The following is a 16,307-nucleotide window of genomic DNA, read 5'->3' as shown; positions in this document are numbered from 1 at the left end:
GCCGAAGCCGAGGAACAGGTCTGTCACGCGGTCCACGGTATTGACGCCTTCTTGATGAGACCAGCTACAGATTCTTACGTACCATTAGCGCTCGTGATGGATCTCGACCTGGTGCGGACGCTGCTCGCGGTCGTCGACGCGGGCACGTTCGACGCGGCCGCGACTTCTCTGCACGTCACGCCTTCCGCTGTGTCGCAACGCATCAAGGCGCTGGAGCAGCGGACCGGCCGGGTGCTGCTGGTGCGGGCACGGCCGGTGCGGCTCACCCCGTCCGGTGAGGTGCTGGTCCGGTACGGTCGGCAACTGATGGCGCTGGACCAGGACCTGGACGCGGCGCTGGGGACCTCCGCCGTCGTGCGGGTGCCGATCGCGGTCAACGCCGACTCGCTCGCCACCTGGTTCCTGCCCGCGCTGCAACGGGTTCCGCGCTCGTTGCGCATCTCGTTCGACCTGCACCGCGAGGACCAGGACCACACGACGGCGTTGCTGCGTCAGGGGTTGGTGATGGCCGCTGTGACGTCGTCGCGTGAACCGGTGGCGGGTTGCTCGGTGACCAAGCTGGGCGAGATCCGGTACGCGGCAATGGCTTCCGAGTCCTACGTGGAGTCGTTCGCGGACGGTCCGCCGAAGTCGTGGCTGCCGGACGCGCCGGTCGTCGTGTTCGACCGCAACGACGATCTGCAGGACAGGTTCGTGCGCACGCTGACGCGTGGCCGTGGCGCGTCCGAACACCGCCACTACGTACCGTCGTCTGAGGTGTACGTGCGGGCGATCGTGGCGGGTCTGGGCTGGGGAATGGTGCCGCCGCAACAGCTCCAGGGCGGACTCGTCGATCTCGTGCCGGGCCGCACCATCTCCGTTCCGCTGTACTGGCAGCAGTGGAAACTGGACTCGCCGGCGCTCACCGCCGTGGCCGAGGCCGTCATGGACGAAGCGCGCGAGGCGTTGCGTTAGGAGCGAGGCCGTGTCCGGCAAGTTCGTCGGGCGACAGTAGCGGCCGAGGGCCCCGGAGACAGCACCGCCACCACGCCCGAATACGCCCGGTATGAGGGCATGGCGGCGGCGCTGTCTCCGGGTCTCTCGCCCGCGCCTGTCACCTGACGAACTTGCCGGACACGACCTAGCCTCGTCGCCATGACCAGCGAACCGATGAACCTCAACGGGAAGACCGCAGTCATCTACGGCGCGGGCACGATCGGCGGCGCGATCGCCGAGGCGTTCGTAGCCGCGGGCGCGGACGTGCACCTGGCCGCGCGCACCGAGGCGTCGTTGAAAGCCAAGGCTTCTGCGATCGGCGCTCGTTACGCGGTGGTCGACGCGCTGGACGAACGCGCGGTGGACGAGCACGCCGCCACGTTCGGCCGCATCGACATCTCGGTCAACGTCATCTCCGACAACGACGTCCAGGGCACGCCGCTGCACGAGATGAGCGTCGACGACTACCTGGCCCCGGTCGTCACGAACGTCCGCTCGAAGTTCCTCACCGCCCGCGCCGCCGCCCGGCACATGATCAGGCAGGGCGGTGGCGTCATCCTGTTCTTCGGCGGCACCAGCGACGGCCAGGTGCACCGGCGGTGGCAGCTCGGCGGCCTGGTCACGGCGTTCGACGCGGTCGAGGCGATGCGCCGCCAGCTCGCCGCCGAGCTCGGGCCGCACGGCGTGCGCGCGGTGACGTTGCAGACCGGCGGCATCCCCGAGTCGATCCCGGCGGAGTTCCGCGACCAGGTCGAACCCGACATCGTCGGCCAGACCGCGCTGGGCATGGCCGCGACGCTGCGGGACGTCGGCAGGGCGGCGGTGTTCGCGGCCTCGGACTGGGGCCGCACGATCACGGGAGCGCAGGTCAACGTCACGTGCGGGGCGATTCTGAGCTGAAGCTGTCGGAACGCTGGGTGGATGCTGTCGGGTTCCTGAACCCAGGAACCCCGCGCGTTCGCCCGGGCGTTGTCCGTTATGTGCTGATACCTCGTCTAGCCGCCACCGGCGGTTCACTCGCCGTCGTGGCGACGATCGCCATGGTCGGGATGCTCGACCTGACCGTCGGCCCGTTGCGCCGCACGATCAGCGAGTACGCGCTGGGCGACTACCGCCCCGTCTTCGACGTCGCGGTGCTGCTGCTGGCGGCGGGCTCGATGGCGATCCTGTACGTGCTGGTCCACAAGGGGCTGACGCGCTGGCGTTCGGTCGGCTCGATCGCGCTGACGCTCTGGTCGTTCGGACTGTTCCTCGTGGTGCTCTTCCCCAAGACCAACTGGGCGATGGGCACCAACGAGTTGAGCGGCAGCATCCACCGGTTCGGCAGCATGGTCGCGTTCGTCAGCCTGCCGGTCGCCATCATCGCGCTCGCCCTGCCGTGGTTGAGGCACGAAGTCTGGTCGCGACACGCCAGGTGGGTTCTCGCGTCCGGTTTGTTGAGTGTTGTCGCATTCATGCCGCTGCTCTACGCCGTTGTGCTGGGCGTGGTCTCCGACGTTCGGTGGTGGCGCGTGTTCCCGTTGGGGTACATCGAGAGGATCTTGCTCGCGGCCGAGGTGCTCGCCGTGCTCGTCGTCGGGCTGTGGGCCGTCGCGGCCAGTAGGGTTGCGCCATGGCGAGTTGGGGAGACCTCGCGGCTTACGTCCGCGCCGAGTACGACGTCATCCACGACGAGGACGAGGAACTGAGGATCCTCTTCACCTTCGGGGACGAGGACGAGGGCGACGACGAGCGCACGCAGGTCGTGATCATCGTTCGCGAAGTCCTCGACAAGATGCACGAGTGGGTCCAGATCGCCTCCCCGTGCGGGCTGGCGTCCCAGGTGAACCTGCACGACGTCCTCGTGGAGGTCGGCAACTCCACCGTCGCGTGCGGTCTCGCGATCATGGGGGAGCACGTGGTGGTGCGGCACTCGCTGCCGTTGTCCGATCTCGACATCCACGAGTTCACCGACCCGCTCCAGCTGCTCGCCGGTACCGCCGACACGTTGGAAGAGCAGTTCTGGGGAGGAGACGGCTACTGATGTTCGACTTGACGCCCGCGGCCGACCAGCTGGCGGGCCTGGTGCGAGGGGTGACGGACGGCGATCTCAAGGCGCCGACCCCCTGTCCCGACTACACGGTCGGTGACCTGCTGGACCACGTGAACGGCCTGTCGGTCGCGTTCACGATGGCCGCGACGAAGACCCCGCTGGAGGGCACGGCGTCGGGCGACTCGGCCCGGCTGCCGCTGGACTTCCGCGAGTCGATGCCCGCGCGCCTCGACGAACTCGCCGCGGCCTGGCGTTCTCCGTCCGCCTGGGAGGGGATGACCCGCGCCGGCGGCGTCGACCTGCCCGGCGAGGTGGCGGGAGCCGTCGCGCTGGACGAGATCGTGCTGCACGCCTGGGACCTGGCCCGCGCGACCGGCCAGCCGTTCACCGTCGATCCGGGACTCCTCCAGGTCGTCCACGGCTTCGTGTCGTCGATCGGCCCGGACGACCGCGACGGCTCGCTCTTCGGAACGGCAGTCGAGGTCGACCCGAACGCGCCCTTGCTGGACCGTGTCCTGGGACTCAGTGGGCGCGATCCCGCCTGGAGCCTGGGTTAGGGTCTCCTAATGTGAGGGCGATGGCGGTGCAGGTTCGGGCAGGGCTGGGCGTCGGACGCCTCGCCGCCGCCATGGATTCCCTGGTGGCACTGCATCCGGAACTGCGTCGCAGCGGCTTCGCGCACCACGTGGTCGAGGACCCCGCCGCCGCCACCCCCGCGGCCCTCGCGGAGGCGGAGGCGGGGCTCGACCCGGAGACCGGCGTGCTGATGCACGTCGTGTGGCTCGACGCGGGGCCTGTCCGCAGCGGCCGGATCGTGCTGGTGCTGCACGACGTCGTGGCCGACCGGTTGCCGCAGATCCTGCCGTGGCTGGTGCAGGCGTGGAAGCAGCCCGCGTTCGTCAGCTGAGCCTGCGCGCGACGAACACGTGCTCGAGGCCGGGACGGTCCGGCGCGTCCCGCACGTCTGTGGTCTCGAACCCCGCCGCGGTCAGGCTTTCCTCGATCTCCTCGCGGCTGCGGAACCGCAGCGTCGAGTCCGAGGCGATCTCCTGGCCGTCCGGGAAGCGGTAGGTGTGCCGGAAGGACACGAACGGCAGATCGACGCTCAGCAGGTCACGTCGATGGCGCACGCCGTTCTTCTCGCGCTGGACGGGGACGCGCCAGCCCTCCCACACCCTGGCCTCCGGTCGTCGTGACTCGAACACCAGGTGCGCGCCGGGTTTCAGGGCGGCGTGGATGCCGCGCAGGGTGGAATCCCAGTCGTCGCCGAGGAACACCTGCGCGACGTTCGCCGTCATCGTGGCGAGGTCGACCTGGAGCGGTGGCAGCGTCGTGGCGTCCCCGTGCAGCCACGTGACGCGGGAGTCCTTGGCACGCGCCAGTTCCAGCGACGCGAGCGCCGGGTCGACGCCCACGACGGTCAGTCCCGCGTCGGCCAGCAGCGTGCCGAAGCAGCCCGTGCCGCAGCCGACGTCGAGCACCGTGCGCGCCTCCAGTTCGGCGGCGATCTCCAGGTAGGGGACGAGATCGGCGCGTTCGCCGTCGAAGAGGTCGTACAGCGCGGCCAGTCTCGGGTCGGCGAAGATCGCGTCAGGCATGCCACATCCTCGGTCCCACGACGAACGGCATCAGCAACTCGATCACCTCTCGGTCCGGCCTTCCGTTCAGTTCCTCCTCGGCGACCCGCCGCGCGATCCCCGCGAGGAAGTCGGCGACCTGCACCCGTGCGTCGTACTGCGAGTCCACCAGCGTCAGGCTCTTCAGCCGTGGCGCGAGCTGCTGCAGTTGCCGGATCCGGCCGTTGGTCAGCGACAGCTGCTGGTCGTGCACGATCGACACCGGTCCGCCCCACTGCGCGACGGCCCGCAGGATGGCCGGGAACAACGGATCGAGCGTGCCGCGCGGGCCTCGGGCGCGCAGGAGGTCGTTGTACAGCTCCAAAGGCCCGGTCACCGCACCGAACTCCGCCCGCACCCGCGAGGCCAGGAACCGCCGCTTGTCCAGCAGTTGCACGCGAGCCCGTCCGGCGAGCGGGCCGTCCGCGCCCAGGAACCACAGCAGCACCCAGCGGTTCTTGGCGCGCAGCAGGTGGTTCGCCTTGTACTCCAGCGCCGGTGACTTGATCATCTCGCGCAGTGCGTCCACGCACCGGTCCGCGTCGGCCTGGGACAGCGCGACACCCGCGTGCGCGAAGACCGCCGTGACGCCGCCGACGAGCTTCTCGCCCTCGGAGCCGGACTCGTCACAGGCGATCTCCATCAGGACATCCGGAACACGGGGCCGCGCGCGCGGAACGGCAGGTGCGCGCCCGCCGGGATCAGGAACGCGTGGTCGCGCCGAATCCGCAGCACGTCGCAGTAGCCGTCGGTGATGACGAGGATCGCTCCGGCGGCGGGGAAGTCGTCGGCGCGTTCGAGCACGTCGATCCCGGGCTGCAGCACCGTGCCGCCGCGCCCGCGCACCGTCACCCTGCCCGCGATGTCCTCGACGGGCACATATCCGGCGTCATATGGCATCGCGTCACAGAAAACCACGCGCGCGGCGGGTACGTCACGTGCCGCGGCGTAGGAGGCGATGGCGCCGAGAGCCTTGCCCAGCAGCTTGGGGTCCATCGAACCGGACGTGTCCAGCACGACCCCGAACGTCGGCCGCTGATCCCGCGTCTCCGGGCGCACCCAGCCCGGCCGTGGAATGTCCGGAGTGGACGCTTGACGCCGCGACGACCGTGCGTAGGAACGCCGTTTCTCCTGCACCGGAACGAACTCCTCGAACCACAGCGCCAGCTGGGCGTCCCACGACAGCGGCGGGTGCTCCAGCGCGCGGATCTCCTCGACGAGTCCGGCGGGCAGCAGACCGCGGGCGGACGTGTGGTAGCTCAGGCCCGTCAGCAACGCGCGCCGGTAGAAGTCGTCGAGGTCGGCGAAGTCGGACGGGCCTCTGAGCGGTTCGCCGAGCAGGTCGCCCTGGTGGTTGCCGCGCAACGTGAGCAGCTTTCGGTACCGGCGCAGGTCGGTCGTGATGCGGTCGTAGACGGACTCCACCGACAGGCCGCGCAGTTCGGGATCGTGCAGCGCCCCGGACGGCGCGACGCCGACGCCCATCTCGACCAGCCAGCCGTTCACGACGTAGTCGGCGGCGATGTTCCACAGGTAGGCGTCGCGGCCGCCGACCCGGTTGCAGTGGCGCAGCGCGGCGTGCAACATCTCGTGCGCCAGCACGAACCGCCATTCGAGCCTCGTCAAGCCCGCCAACGGGTTCACGTAGATCTCGGCCGACGCCGTCGACACCGCCGCGATCGAGATGTCCCAGCCCCGCGCCAGTTCCGCGTCCGCGACGATCTTCATCGTCGTCGCGAGCGCGCCCAGCAGAGGATAGTTCGACACGAACCAGCCGAGCGCGAGTTCCCACTGGGTCTTGATCGGGCGCGAGTCCGTCAGCGACGACCGCGCGCCGCCCGCCACGTCGATCGCGGCCGCGGCGGCGTTCGAGAGACCGGCGGCGAACCTGTTGCTCCACTTCTCCGGTTCCTTCGACTCCTCCCCGCGCACGCAGCGGTCCGGGTCCCAGCCCTCCGGCATCCGGCCGAACTTCAGCGCGGGCTGGAACTCCAGCACCGGCTTGCAGTCGTGCGTCTGGAAACCCAGGTGCAGCAGGCAATGCGCGAACACCCACACCCACTCGTCCTCGGTCGCCTTGCGCGTCGGGTGTGCGAAGAGCAGGCCGTCGAGAGAGATGTCCGCCCACGGGTGTTCGGAGTCGCGGCGCAGGAACGTGCTGAGGGCGGCGAACAGCGGATGCGCGTCGATCCGCCTGTCCGCCGCCTGGAACGCCAGCGCCGCCAGGTCCACGGGTGCCTTGCCGCGCTTGCTCATCCGCGTGCGGCGACCAGTCGCGGCAGGTCCCGGGTGACCTCGACGAGGAACCACGCGGGCAGCACCGGGTTGCCGTCGTCGTCGGCCGCGATCACCATCTGCGCGACCTCCAGCGACAGCTCGGCCAGTTCGAGCAGCAACGCCTTGCCCCGGTGTGCCAGCTGCTTGCCCGCCGCCGACGCGTGCGCCTTGTCGTGCGGCAGTTCCTTGACCAGCCGGGCCCGGAACGCCTCGCCCAGGAAGTACAACAGGTCGCGATCCTGCGGAGCCGACGGCCAGCGGGTGTCGCCGCGCAGCACGGCCTCCAGCCCGTAGGCGTTGCGCACGGTCTTGACGTACGCCTTGAACATCGACGCGTGGTTCGCCGTGACCGTGCCGAACGCGAGCACGCCCAGCAGGTCGTCGGAGATGTCCTCGCCGAACGAGTGCAGCGCGTCGGAGAGCATGTGCCAGCCGCGGGGCGTGGAGAACGTCTCCTCGACCTTCGGCGCGGCGCTCCACAGGTGGTCCGGGCGCTGGGTCAGGTACTCCAGCACCCACGGGTGGATGTTGTTCTCGCGCGCCCACGACAGCCATTCGCGCGACGACGCCGTGAGGTGCACGTGGATCATGCGGTTCACGAGCGCGGACGCCATGGGACGCGCCAGGGCGTTGTCGACGGCCCGGTTGCCGGCGCCGATCACGATCGAGCCCTTCGGCAGTTCGTAGGAGCCGATGCGCCGGTCGAGGATCAGCGAGTAGAACGCCTTCTGCACCTCGGGGGCGCTGGCGTTGAGCTCGTCGAGGAAGAGGCAGTAGGGGTCGTGCCGCGCGATGGACTCCGGCGGGGCGAAGCGGCTTCGGCCACCGACGAGTTCCGGAACGCCGATGAGGTCCTCGGGCGCGAGCTGGGTGCCCAGCAGGGTCACGCACTCCAGGCCGAGCTCGGCGGCGAACTTGCGGACGAGTGAGGACTTGCCGATACCCGGTGCTCCCCAGAGGAAGACCGGTCGGACGACGGCGACGTGCAGCAGCACCTCCGGAAGCTGTGCTGGTGTCACGGTGACTGTGGATCGCATGAGGGGTTGAGGATCCCAAATCCGACATGTTCCGGTCGCCCGAATTTATTGACAGGGGCAGTGGTCTAGTGCTGTGATTCAACCCACCACTGATAGGAAACCTTCTTAACTAAATCGCCGCCGCGCCCTGCTGTTCCCCTTACACAGGAGGCACCCTGTGGCCAGACCCTTGTTGTTGGCTCTGCCGGCAGCACTAGCAGTATCGGTAGTTCCGGCCGTGGTCGTCCCGACCGTCGCGAACGCCGCCGTGGTCGAGTACCAGGCGGAGAACGCGACGATCTCGGGCGGCGTCGTCGAGTCGAACCACGCCGGCCACACCGGCACTGGCTTCGTCAACTACGACAACGCGGTCGGCAGCTCCGTCGAGTTCGTCATCAACTCGCCCACCGCGGCCGCCGCGAAGATCACCTTCCGGTACGCCAACGGCACGTCGACCAACCGCCCGATGGACATCTACCTGAACGACGTCCGCAAGCAGAGCGGCTGGTCGTTCAACGGCACGGGCGCGTGGACGACCTGGGCGACCAAGACGATCACGCTGGGCCTCAAGGCGGGTTCGAACACGATCAGGACGGTCTCCTCGACCGTCAACGGCGGCCCGAACCTGGACCGCATCGACGTCGACACGCCGGGCGGCGGTACCCCGGACACCCAGGCCCCCTCGGTGCCCGGCAACCTGCGTTCCACCGGTTCGACGTCGTCGTCCATCTCGTTGGCGTGGGACGCGGCCACGGACAACGTGGGCGTGACGGGGTACGTGTTGTCCAACGGCCAGACGGCTTCGGGCACCTCGCACACCGTCTCCGGCCTCTCGCCCGACACGGAGTACACCTTCTCCGTGCAGGCGCGTGACGCGGCGGGCAACGTGTCCGGTGCGTCCGAGTCGGTCACGGTCCGCACGCAGCCCGGCGGTGGCGGTGGCGACACCGAAGCCCCTTCGGCCCCCGGCAACCTGCGTTCGACCGGTTTGACCTCGTCGTCGATCTCGTTGGCGTGGAACGCTTCCACGGACAACGTGGGCGTGACGGGCTACGTGCTGTCCAACGGCCAGACGGCCTCGGGCACCACGCACACCGTCACCGGCCTGACGGCGAACACCGACTACACCTTCACCGTGAGGGCGCGTGACGCGGCGGGCAACCAGTCCGGCGCCTCGAACTCCGTCACGGTGCGCACGCAGCCTGGTGGCGGCGGCGGCACCAGGCCGCACGACATCAACGGCCTGCTGCGCGTCTGCGGCGTGCAGCTGTGCAACCAGTACGGCAAGCCGATCCAGCTCCGCGGCGCCAGCACGCACGGCATCCAGTGGTACCACCAGTGCTCCAAGCCCCAGTGGTGGGACGCGCTGACCACCGACTGGAACGCCGACTTCATCCGCGTGGCCATGTACATCCAGGAAGACGGCTACGAGACCGACCCCCGCAAGTTCACGGACATGATGCACGGCTACATCGAGGAAGCCACCCGCCGCGGCATCTACGTCCTGGTCGACTGGCACCAGCTCTCGCCGGGAGACCCGAACTACAACCTGGCGCGCGCCAAGACGTTCTTCACGGAGATCGCCCAGCGCCACAAGGACAAGACCAACATCATCTACGACATCGCCAACGAGCCGAACGGCACGTCGTGGGCTCGCGTGAAGTCCTACGCCGAGCAGATGATCCCGGTCATCCGCAACATCGACCCCGACAGCCTCATCGTCTCGGGCACCAACGGCTGGTCCACCTTCGGCCACTCCGACGGCGACAGCCCGTCCGAGGTGCTCAACAACCGGGTCAACGCCACCAACTTCATGTACTCGTTCCACTTCTACGCCCAGGCGCACCGGGACGCGTACCTCCAGGTGCTCGACCAGGTGTCGTCGCAGGTGCCGGTCTTCGTGACCGAGTTCGGCACCCAGGCGGCCTCCGGTGGCGGTTCCAACGACTTCACCATGTCGCAGAAGTACATCGACCTGATGGAACGCAAGAAGATCTCGTGGGCCAACTGGAACTTCTCCGACGACGGCCTCACGGGCGCGGTGTTCAAGACCGGCACCTGCTCGGGTACCACGTTCGCCGGTACCGGAGTCCTGAAGCCGGCCGGTGTGTGGGTGCGCGAGCGCATGCGGACGCCGGACAACTTCCCGACGTCCTGAGGTTCTCTCGGCTAGTTCGGTGCCTGGCTCCGGCTGGGCACATCCCAGCTGACGCTTTCGCCCTTCCAGGGGAGTGACGGCTTCAGCGGGCGCAGGCAGAGCGGTGCGGCGGAGGTTCTCGCCGCACCGCTTCTGTCGTTCGTGGCCACGCACCTTCGCCGTTGTGCCTCTGCCGGTGGGCTGTGGACAGCCGTCATTTTCTGTCGGTGCGGGGTGGTAGCTTCGTCTTGTCGGTGGTCGAGGCGCCCACGCTGGGAGCGCCCCGCCGCCCTTGATTCCCGGCGTGCGCAGCGGCCCAGCCGTGCGCCCGCCGACTCACGCTCTACCTGCTGCCCGACAGCTCTGCCCACTTACCCCTACCCGCCAACCGACTCACCCTCAGGTGAGCGGCCAGGAGTGCACGGGTTCGTTGGCGTGCATCAGGTCCACATAGGTCCGCAGCATGGTCCGCAACGCATCCGCGCGGTCCATGTGCGTGTGGTCGTAGTGCCGGTGGAACTCCCGCGCCTGCCAGGTCGCGCCGTTCATACCGGACAGGCACCGCTGCTCGATCACCCCGAGCAGCCGATCACGCTCGGCCGAATCGACGCCCCACCTGATCAATCCCTCGTGCGCGAGAGGAAGGAGCCGCCTCAACACCAACTCCACCACCGGGACGGTACCGACGCCGGGCCAGTACATCTGCGCGTCCATGCCGTTGCGGGAGGCCGCGTTGAAGTTCTCCTCGGCGGCCTGGAAGCTCATCTGCGACCACAGTGGACGTTCGTCCTCGGCCAGGGCTCGCACCAGGCCGAAGTACAGGGCGGCGTTTGCCAGGGTGTCCACGATGGTCGGTCCTGCCGGGAGGACGCGGTTCTCCACGCGCAGGTGCGGGCGGTCGCGGACCACGTCGTAGACCGGGCGGTTCCAGCGGTAGATGGTGCCGTTGTGGAGCTTCAGCTCGTTCAACGCCGGGGTGTCGCCCTTGTCGAGGACGGCCAACGGGTCCTCGTCGTCGGTGATCGGCAGCAGTGCGGGGAAGTAGCGGACGTTCTCCTCGAACAGGTCGAAGATCGAGTTGATCCACCGCTCGCCGAACCACACGCGCGGTCGCACGCCCTGGGCCTTGAGCTCGTCGCCTCGGGTGTCGGTCGCCTGCTGGAACAGGGCGATGCGGGTCTCGCGCCAGAGTTCCTTGCCGAGGAAGAACGGCGAGTTGGCGCCGACGGCCACCTGCACGCCGGCGATGGCCTGCGCGGCGTTCCAGTAGGCGGGGAACTGCTCGGGTGAGACCTGGAGGTGCAGCTGCGTGCTGGTGCACGCCGCCTCGGGGACGATCGAGCTCGCCGTGAGGTGGAGGCGTTCGACGCCGTCGATCGAGATCTGGAGGTCCTCGCCGCGGGCGGCCAGGACCTGTTCGTTCAGCAACGCGTAGCGCGGGTTGCTGGAGAGCAGGTCCGGGGCGATGTGCCGGGAGCGCAGGGTCGGCAGGATGCCGTTGATCACCATGTGCGCGCCGACCGCGCGTGCCTTCTCCTCGGCGGAGTTCAGGCTGCGCCGCACCGTTTCCTCGAAGGAGGTGATGCCACCGCCCGCCAGGCGGCGCGGGGCCACGTTGATCTCGATGTTCCACTGGCCGAGCTCGGTCACGAAGTCCGGGTCGTCGATGACGTCCAGGGCCTCGTGGTTCTTCATCGCCGGATCGCAGTTCTCGTCGATGAGGTTGATCTCGATCTCGAGGCCGGTCATCGGCCGTTCGAAGTCGAAGCGCGCCTCACGCAGCATCCGCGCGAACACGTCGAGGCACCGGCGCACCTTGGTGCGGTACCGCGTGCGGTCCTCGCGCGTGAACTCGTGCTTCGCGACGTCCTCGCCCATGGTGGCCTCCCGGCGGTCGAGGGTTCACAACACCACTGTGCACCATGGTTGATCAATCCGACACCCGTGTGTCTTGTTCCCCCGAACAGGACAGATCGAAACCTGAGAAATCACGCGGGCACGGCGATCGTGGTGACGAGGAGTTCGCCCTGCACGAGCCACCGGCCGTCGAACCCGGCGATCGGTGTGTCGGGCAGCAGGATGCGCGAGTGGAACGTGCCGTCGGCGTTGAGCGTGATGTCGGCGTCCTCGAAGCCGAGCCAGCGGTTCGTGACCGGGAACCACGCCTTGTAGGTGGACTCCTTGGCGCTGAACAGCAGGCGGTCCCAGCAGATCTTCGGGTCGTCGGCCTTCAGACCGGGCATCCGGCGCAGCTCGGCGGGGATCGCGATCGCGCCCAGCACGCCGTGCGGCGCGGGCTTGTGCGGCTCGGCGTCGATGCCGATCGTCGCGAAGTCGCCGACCCTCGCGAGCGCCGCGGCCCGGTAGCCGGTGCAGTGCGTGAGGCTGCCGACGACGCCGTCGGGCCACAGCGGTTCGCGCTTCGGGCCCGGCAGGATCGCGGCGGGCTCCACGCCGAGGCTCGTCATCGCCTCGCGGGCGCACGCGCGCGCCGTGCTGAACTCGAACCGCCGCTTGGGCACGGAGTTGCCGAGGAGCTCCTCCTCGGCGGGGAAGAGCTCGACGGGGATGTCGTCGTTGTACCGCTCCACCGCCGCGATGGGCGGGGGAAGAAGTTGTTCCAGCACCTCTACGACTCCCGCAGCACGTCGTGCAGCTTCACCCTGGTGACGCCGCGTGGTTTCCACTCGCGCGGGTAGCCGAGCGAGACCTCGTCGAAGCGCACGCCGTCGTAGCGCGTCGTGCGAGGGATGTGCAGGTGCCCGTAGACCATCTCGACGCAGTTGAACCTGCGGTGCCAGTCGGCCGTGAGAGCGGTCCCGCACCAGAGCGCGAACTCCGGGTAGCGCAGCACGAACGTGGGGTCGCGCACGAGCGGGTAGTGGTTGATCAGCACGGTCGGACCGTTGATCGCGGCGAGCCGCTCCTCGGTCTCCGCCACGCGCGCCTGGCACCAGGCCTCCCGCGACGGGTACGGGTCGGGGTGCAGGAAGTACTCGTCCGTGCAGACCACTCCCGCCTCGTGCGCGAGGGCGAGCGCCGACTTCACGTCCGTGGCGCCCTGTGGCCGAAAGGAGTAGTCGTACCCGAGAAACAGTGGACAGACAGTGACCGGCCCTTGAGGACCGTCGAACGTCACGTACGGGTCCTCGGGCGTGATCACGTCCAGGCTGCGGCACAGCTCCACGAGCTGCTTGTAGCGCATCTCGCCGCGGGCCTGGTTGGGGTCGTCCTTGGTGGTCCAGAGCTCGTGGTTGCCCGGCGACCAGATCAACCTCGCGAACTTCGGGCGGAGTTTCCGCAGCGTCCACTCGATGTCGGCGAACTTCTCACCGATGTCCCCGGCGATGATCAGCCAGTCCGCCTCGTCCGGCGATGAGATCGCGTCCACGACGTCGCGGTTGTCCTGGTAGGAGACGTGCAGGTCGCTGGTGGCCAAGAGCTTCACATGTCGAAGGTAACCGGGCCGTCAACGACTGGATCATTACCGCCCGATGGGGATAGAGAACCACCACCCGGTCGTGTCACCAGGCACACGACCGGTTATCCGTTCGTCGCAGACCGTGCGCCACTCGTCTCAACAGGACAGGCCGCGCATCGCCAGCGCACGCCCGTTCGTCGCCCCGTTTGGCCTACCTACTTACCTGTTTTCGAGCCTCCTTCTTACTGTGAGCGCTGTCACCTGACGGAAAAGTCCTGGCGGAGGACCACACCATGACCGACTCACAGTTCGCTCGCACCCCGGACCCGCGACTCGCGCGCCAGGTCCCGCCCCGTCAGGTGCCAGGGCGCCCCGTGCCCCCGCGTCAGCCGGCGCCGGGCCAGATGCCGGTCACCGCGCGCCAGCAGGTGGGCCAGGTCCCCACCCGCTACGGCCAGCCGGTGGACCCGCGCCTGCAGAACAACCCGTCCTTCCGCCGCACGGTAGGCGCAGAAATCGCGCGCCACGCCCAGCAGCACCAGGCCTACGCCGTCCCCCAGCGCCGCACCACGGCCGAGGACACCGCCCTGGCCACCCTGCTGCGCTCCCGCCAGCGCGCCGAGTCCGCCCGCCAGGACCAGCGGCCCACCGACCTGGCCCCGCGCACCGACTCCTGGATGCGCTCCACCACCTGGCCGTCCTCCACCGAACACGGCGTGGAAGCAGGCCGCGGCGACGTCATCGAGCAGCTCTCGTCCCGCCTGGTCTCGGCGAACCTGTGGTCGCTGGTAGAACCGCTGATCCCACCGGCCAAGATCCGCCGCCAGGGCGGCGGCCGCGGCCGGGTCTGCAACCGCTCGGTGTTCACCGCGATCGTGTTCGTGCTGTCGTCCGGCTGCGCCTGGCGGCACCTGCCGGCTTCGTTCGGCGTGACCGTGCCGACCGTGCACCGGCGGTTCCAGGAGTGGACCGACCTGGGGCTGTGGGTCCGGCTGCGGCGGGCCGTGGCCGAGGGGGCCTGCGGGGCCGACGAGGTCGACTGGGTTCGGGCCGTGCTGGACGCTGCCGATCGGCGTGCGGCCAAGGCCGCCAGCTGAGACTGGCGGCTGAGCGTTCTTCAAGACTCGCCGGAGTCACCTTGGGGGTGGCTCCGGCTTCTTGTTGCCTTGGCTAAGTAATGACCGCTCATCGTGCCGGTGGACCGCTTGTCGCGGGAGGAGCGGTCCAGTCACCTTTGGGCGGTGGTCGTGCAGGGCCTATGACGAGAGTGGTCCATGCATCGCCGCTGGCGCGTCGATAGGGATTGGGGCTTGACTTCGGGGCCCTTGCGAGGCGCTTCACGGACCGGAAAGGCCGGGCTGAAAAGCGCCCGGCCGAGCCACGAGTGATAGCACCTCGCACCCAAAGTCAAGCCCCAATCCCTTCGAGTGCGTGGCTGGGTTTGTGCTGGTACGTCACCGATACCGGCTGATCGGTTCAGCCAAGACTGTCGGCTCGCCTTCGGCGTCGTTCTCCTCGGGCCATTGGTTGCTTGGCTCTTGGCCGCCGAGCGCTCGGCGACCCCGCGTTCCACCGCCCTGCGCTCCACGCTTCGGCGCTCCACGACCCTGTGCTCTGGCGCCTCTCGCTCCACCGCCTCGCCCGTCGGCCAGGCCTCACATGCCGTTGATGCCCGCGTGGTACTTCGGCACGCGGACCGTGATCTTCGTGCCCAGCCCGCACGCCGTCTCGACCACCAGGCCGTACTCGTCGCCGTACACGCGGCGCAGCCGTTCGTCGATGTTGCCGAGTCCGATGCCCGCCGACTCGTCCACCTGGCCCGCGAGGGTGCGGCGGAGTTTCTCCGGGTCCATGCCTATGCCGTCGTCCTCGATGGTGATGTGGGCTTCGGCGCCGCCGTCGTTGGCGTAGATCTGGATGTGGCCCGGCTCGACCTTGCCCTCCATGCCGTGCCGCACCGCGTTCTCGACCAGGGGCTGGAGGCAGAGGAACGGGACCGTCACCGGGAGCACTTCGGGCGCCACCTGGAGGGTGACCTTGAGGCGTTCGCCGAAGCGGGCTCGTTCCAGGGCCAGGTACTGGTCGATGGAGCGGAGTTCCTCGGCGAGGGTGGTGAAGTCGCCGTGGCGGCGGAACGAGTAGCGGGTGAAGTCGGCGAAGTCCAGGAGGAGGGTGCGGGCCCGTTCCGGGTTGGTGCGGACGTAGGAGGCGATGGCGGAGAGCGAGTTGTAGATGAAGTGCGGGGAGATCTGGGCCCTCAGGGCGCGCACTTCGGCTTCCACCAGGCGGGTTCGGGAGCGGTCGAGTTCGGCCAGTTCCAGTTGGCCCGCTGCCCAGCGGGCGACCTGGTTGGTGGCTCGGACGAGGCCCGCTGAGGCCTCACGCGAGTAGGCGGCGAGGGTGCCGACCACTCGGCCCTCGACGGTCAAGGGCGCTACCACCGCGCAGTTGATGGGGCAGTTCGGTTCCGCGCAGCCTATGTCGAACGCCTGGGTGCGGCCGGTGTTGAAGACGTCCTCTGCCTGGGCCATCGCTTCCGCCGCGTGGTGGTCGGAGACGCCCTCCCAGGCGACCACCTCGGTTTCGTCGGTGAGGGCCAGGGCTGGGGTGTCCAGCAGGGTGCGGAGGTGTCTGGCTGACTTCTTGGCCGCGTCGGGGACCAGGCCCGCTCGCAGCGGGGGTGCGGCCGACCAGGCTGTGTGGAGGGTTTCGTAGGTGACGCGCTGGGCCTCGGTGGAGAGCTGTTGCTTGTTGCGCGTGCCTCGCCAGAGGACCAGGACTGCGGCGCCGCCCACGATCAGGATCGCGGCCGCGGTCAGGAAGTCTTGCATCG

The 16,307-nt window shown here is 68.9% G+C and carries 15 protein-coding genes and 1 pseudogene; 8 read left to right on the top strand and 8 right to left on the bottom strand.

Going from position 1 to position 16,307, the window contains the following annotated elements; genetic code table 11:
• Positions 1 to 96 precede the first annotated feature (96 nt).
• The 6 genes from JNUCC0626_RS18790 to JNUCC0626_RS18765 all read left to right on the top strand — a co-directional run bounded on the left by JNUCC0626_RS18790 (position 97) and on the right by JNUCC0626_RS18765 (position 3,914).
• Positions 97 to 954, top strand: coding sequence for a LysR family transcriptional regulator ArgP (locus tag JNUCC0626_RS18790; RefSeq protein WP_394622058.1), 858 nt, complete (start codon positions 97 to 99; stop codon positions 952 to 954).
• Positions 955 to 1,134: 180 nt separating this feature from the next.
• On the top strand, positions 1,135 to 1,875 hold the full coding sequence (locus tag JNUCC0626_RS18785; protein WP_430623499.1) for an SDR family NAD(P)-dependent oxidoreductase: 741 nt from the start codon (positions 1,135 to 1,137) through the stop codon (positions 1,873 to 1,875).
• Between the two features lie 125 nt (positions 1,876 to 2,000).
• Positions 2,001 to 2,663 carry a DUF998 domain-containing protein gene (locus JNUCC0626_RS18780; RefSeq protein ID WP_394621060.1) on the top strand — a complete coding sequence of 221 codons (663 nt, stop codon included), beginning with the start codon at positions 2,001 to 2,003 and terminating at the stop codon, positions 2,661 to 2,663.
• The gene (locus tag JNUCC0626_RS18775; protein WP_394621059.1) at positions 2,588 to 2,998 is read left to right on the top strand and encodes a hypothetical protein; all 411 of its coding nucleotides are present in this window, start codon (positions 2,588 to 2,590) and stop codon (positions 2,996 to 2,998) included. The genes JNUCC0626_RS18780 and JNUCC0626_RS18775 overlap by 76 nt, the downstream gene beginning before the upstream one ends.
• Complete coding sequence (locus JNUCC0626_RS18770; protein WP_394621058.1) at positions 2,998 to 3,564, top strand: TIGR03086 family metal-binding protein; 567 nt, start codon at positions 2,998 to 3,000, stop codon at positions 3,562 to 3,564. Before JNUCC0626_RS18775 ends, JNUCC0626_RS18770 begins: the two co-directional genes overlap by 1 nt.
• Positions 3,565 to 3,584: 20 nt before the next feature.
• Positions 3,585 to 3,914, top strand: a complete 330-nt coding sequence (locus JNUCC0626_RS18765) for a hypothetical protein (protein ID WP_394621057.1) — start codon at positions 3,585 to 3,587, stop codon at positions 3,912 to 3,914.
• On the opposite strand, the gene JNUCC0626_RS18760 is transcribed toward JNUCC0626_RS18765, so the two are convergent.
• From JNUCC0626_RS18760 to JNUCC0626_RS18745, 4 genes are read right to left on the bottom strand one after another with little or no spacing between them, the layout of a single operon-like run.
• Complete coding sequence (locus JNUCC0626_RS18760; protein ID WP_394621056.1) at positions 3,907 to 4,605, bottom strand: class I SAM-dependent DNA methyltransferase; 699 nt, start codon at positions 4,603 to 4,605, stop codon at positions 3,907 to 3,909. The two genes, JNUCC0626_RS18765 and JNUCC0626_RS18760, sit on opposite strands and share 8 nt — an antisense overlap.
• The gene (locus JNUCC0626_RS18755; RefSeq protein ID WP_394621055.1) at positions 4,598 to 5,266 is read right to left on the bottom strand and encodes an NAD-dependent protein deacetylase of SIR2 family; all 669 of its coding nucleotides are present in this window, start codon (positions 5,264 to 5,266) and stop codon (positions 4,598 to 4,600) included. The genes JNUCC0626_RS18760 and JNUCC0626_RS18755 overlap by 8 nt, the downstream gene beginning before the upstream one ends.
• Entirely contained in the window at positions 5,266 to 6,879 is a 1,614-nt protein-coding gene (locus JNUCC0626_RS18750; RefSeq protein WP_394621054.1) for a vWA domain-containing protein, read from the bottom strand. The genes JNUCC0626_RS18755 and JNUCC0626_RS18750 overlap by 1 nt, the downstream gene beginning before the upstream one ends.
• Positions 6,876 to 7,937, bottom strand: coding sequence for an AAA family ATPase (locus JNUCC0626_RS18745; RefSeq protein ID WP_394621053.1), 1,062 nt, complete (start codon positions 7,935 to 7,937; stop codon positions 6,876 to 6,878). The genes JNUCC0626_RS18750 and JNUCC0626_RS18745 overlap by 4 nt, the downstream gene beginning before the upstream one ends.
• Positions 7,938 to 8,154: 217 nt before the next feature.
• On the opposite strand from JNUCC0626_RS18745, the gene JNUCC0626_RS18740 reads away from it, so the two are divergent.
• On the top strand, positions 8,155 to 10,074 hold the full coding sequence (locus JNUCC0626_RS18740; RefSeq protein ID WP_394621052.1) for a cellulase family glycosylhydrolase: 1,920 nt from the start codon (positions 8,155 to 8,157) through the stop codon (positions 10,072 to 10,074).
• A 378-nt stretch (positions 10,075 to 10,452) separates the two neighbouring features.
• On the opposite strand, the gene JNUCC0626_RS18735 is transcribed toward JNUCC0626_RS18740, so the two are convergent.
• From JNUCC0626_RS18735 to JNUCC0626_RS18725, 3 genes are all read right to left on the bottom strand, one after another.
• Positions 10,453 to 11,931: a glutamate--cysteine ligase gene (locus JNUCC0626_RS18735; protein WP_394621051.1), complete on the bottom strand. Its 1,479-nt coding sequence runs from the start codon at positions 11,929 to 11,931 to the stop codon at positions 10,453 to 10,455.
• A gap of 110 nt (positions 11,932 to 12,041) precedes the next feature.
• Positions 12,042 to 12,680: a 4'-phosphopantetheinyl transferase family protein gene (locus tag JNUCC0626_RS18730; RefSeq protein ID WP_394621050.1), complete on the bottom strand. Its 639-nt coding sequence runs from the start codon at positions 12,678 to 12,680 to the stop codon at positions 12,042 to 12,044.
• A 2-nt stretch (positions 12,681 to 12,682) separates the two neighbouring features.
• Positions 12,683 to 13,501 carry a metallophosphoesterase family protein gene (locus JNUCC0626_RS18725; RefSeq protein WP_394621049.1) on the bottom strand — a complete coding sequence of 273 codons (819 nt, stop codon included), beginning with the start codon at positions 13,499 to 13,501 and terminating at the stop codon, positions 12,683 to 12,685.
• A gap of 650 nt (positions 13,502 to 14,151) precedes the next feature.
• Here JNUCC0626_RS18725 and JNUCC0626_RS18720 point away from each other — a divergent pair.
• Positions 14,152 to 14,568, top strand: a pseudogene (locus JNUCC0626_RS18720) (transposase); the annotation flags it as partial.
• A gap of 561 nt (positions 14,569 to 15,129) precedes the next feature.
• Here the strand turns inward: JNUCC0626_RS18720 and JNUCC0626_RS18715 are convergent.
• On the bottom strand, positions 15,130 to 16,305 hold the full coding sequence (locus JNUCC0626_RS18715) for a histidine kinase (protein ID WP_394621048.1): 1,176 nt from the start codon (positions 16,303 to 16,305) through the stop codon (positions 15,130 to 15,132).
• Positions 16,306 to 16,307: the final 2 nt, after the last annotated feature.

The sequence above is a fragment of the Lentzea sp. JNUCC 0626 genome, from assembly GCF_043632865.1.
Lineage (GTDB): Bacteria > Actinomycetota > Actinomycetes > Mycobacteriales > Pseudonocardiaceae > Lentzea.
Note: the sequence above shows the minus strand (reverse complement) of the source record. Positions and strands in the feature narration are given on the sequence as shown.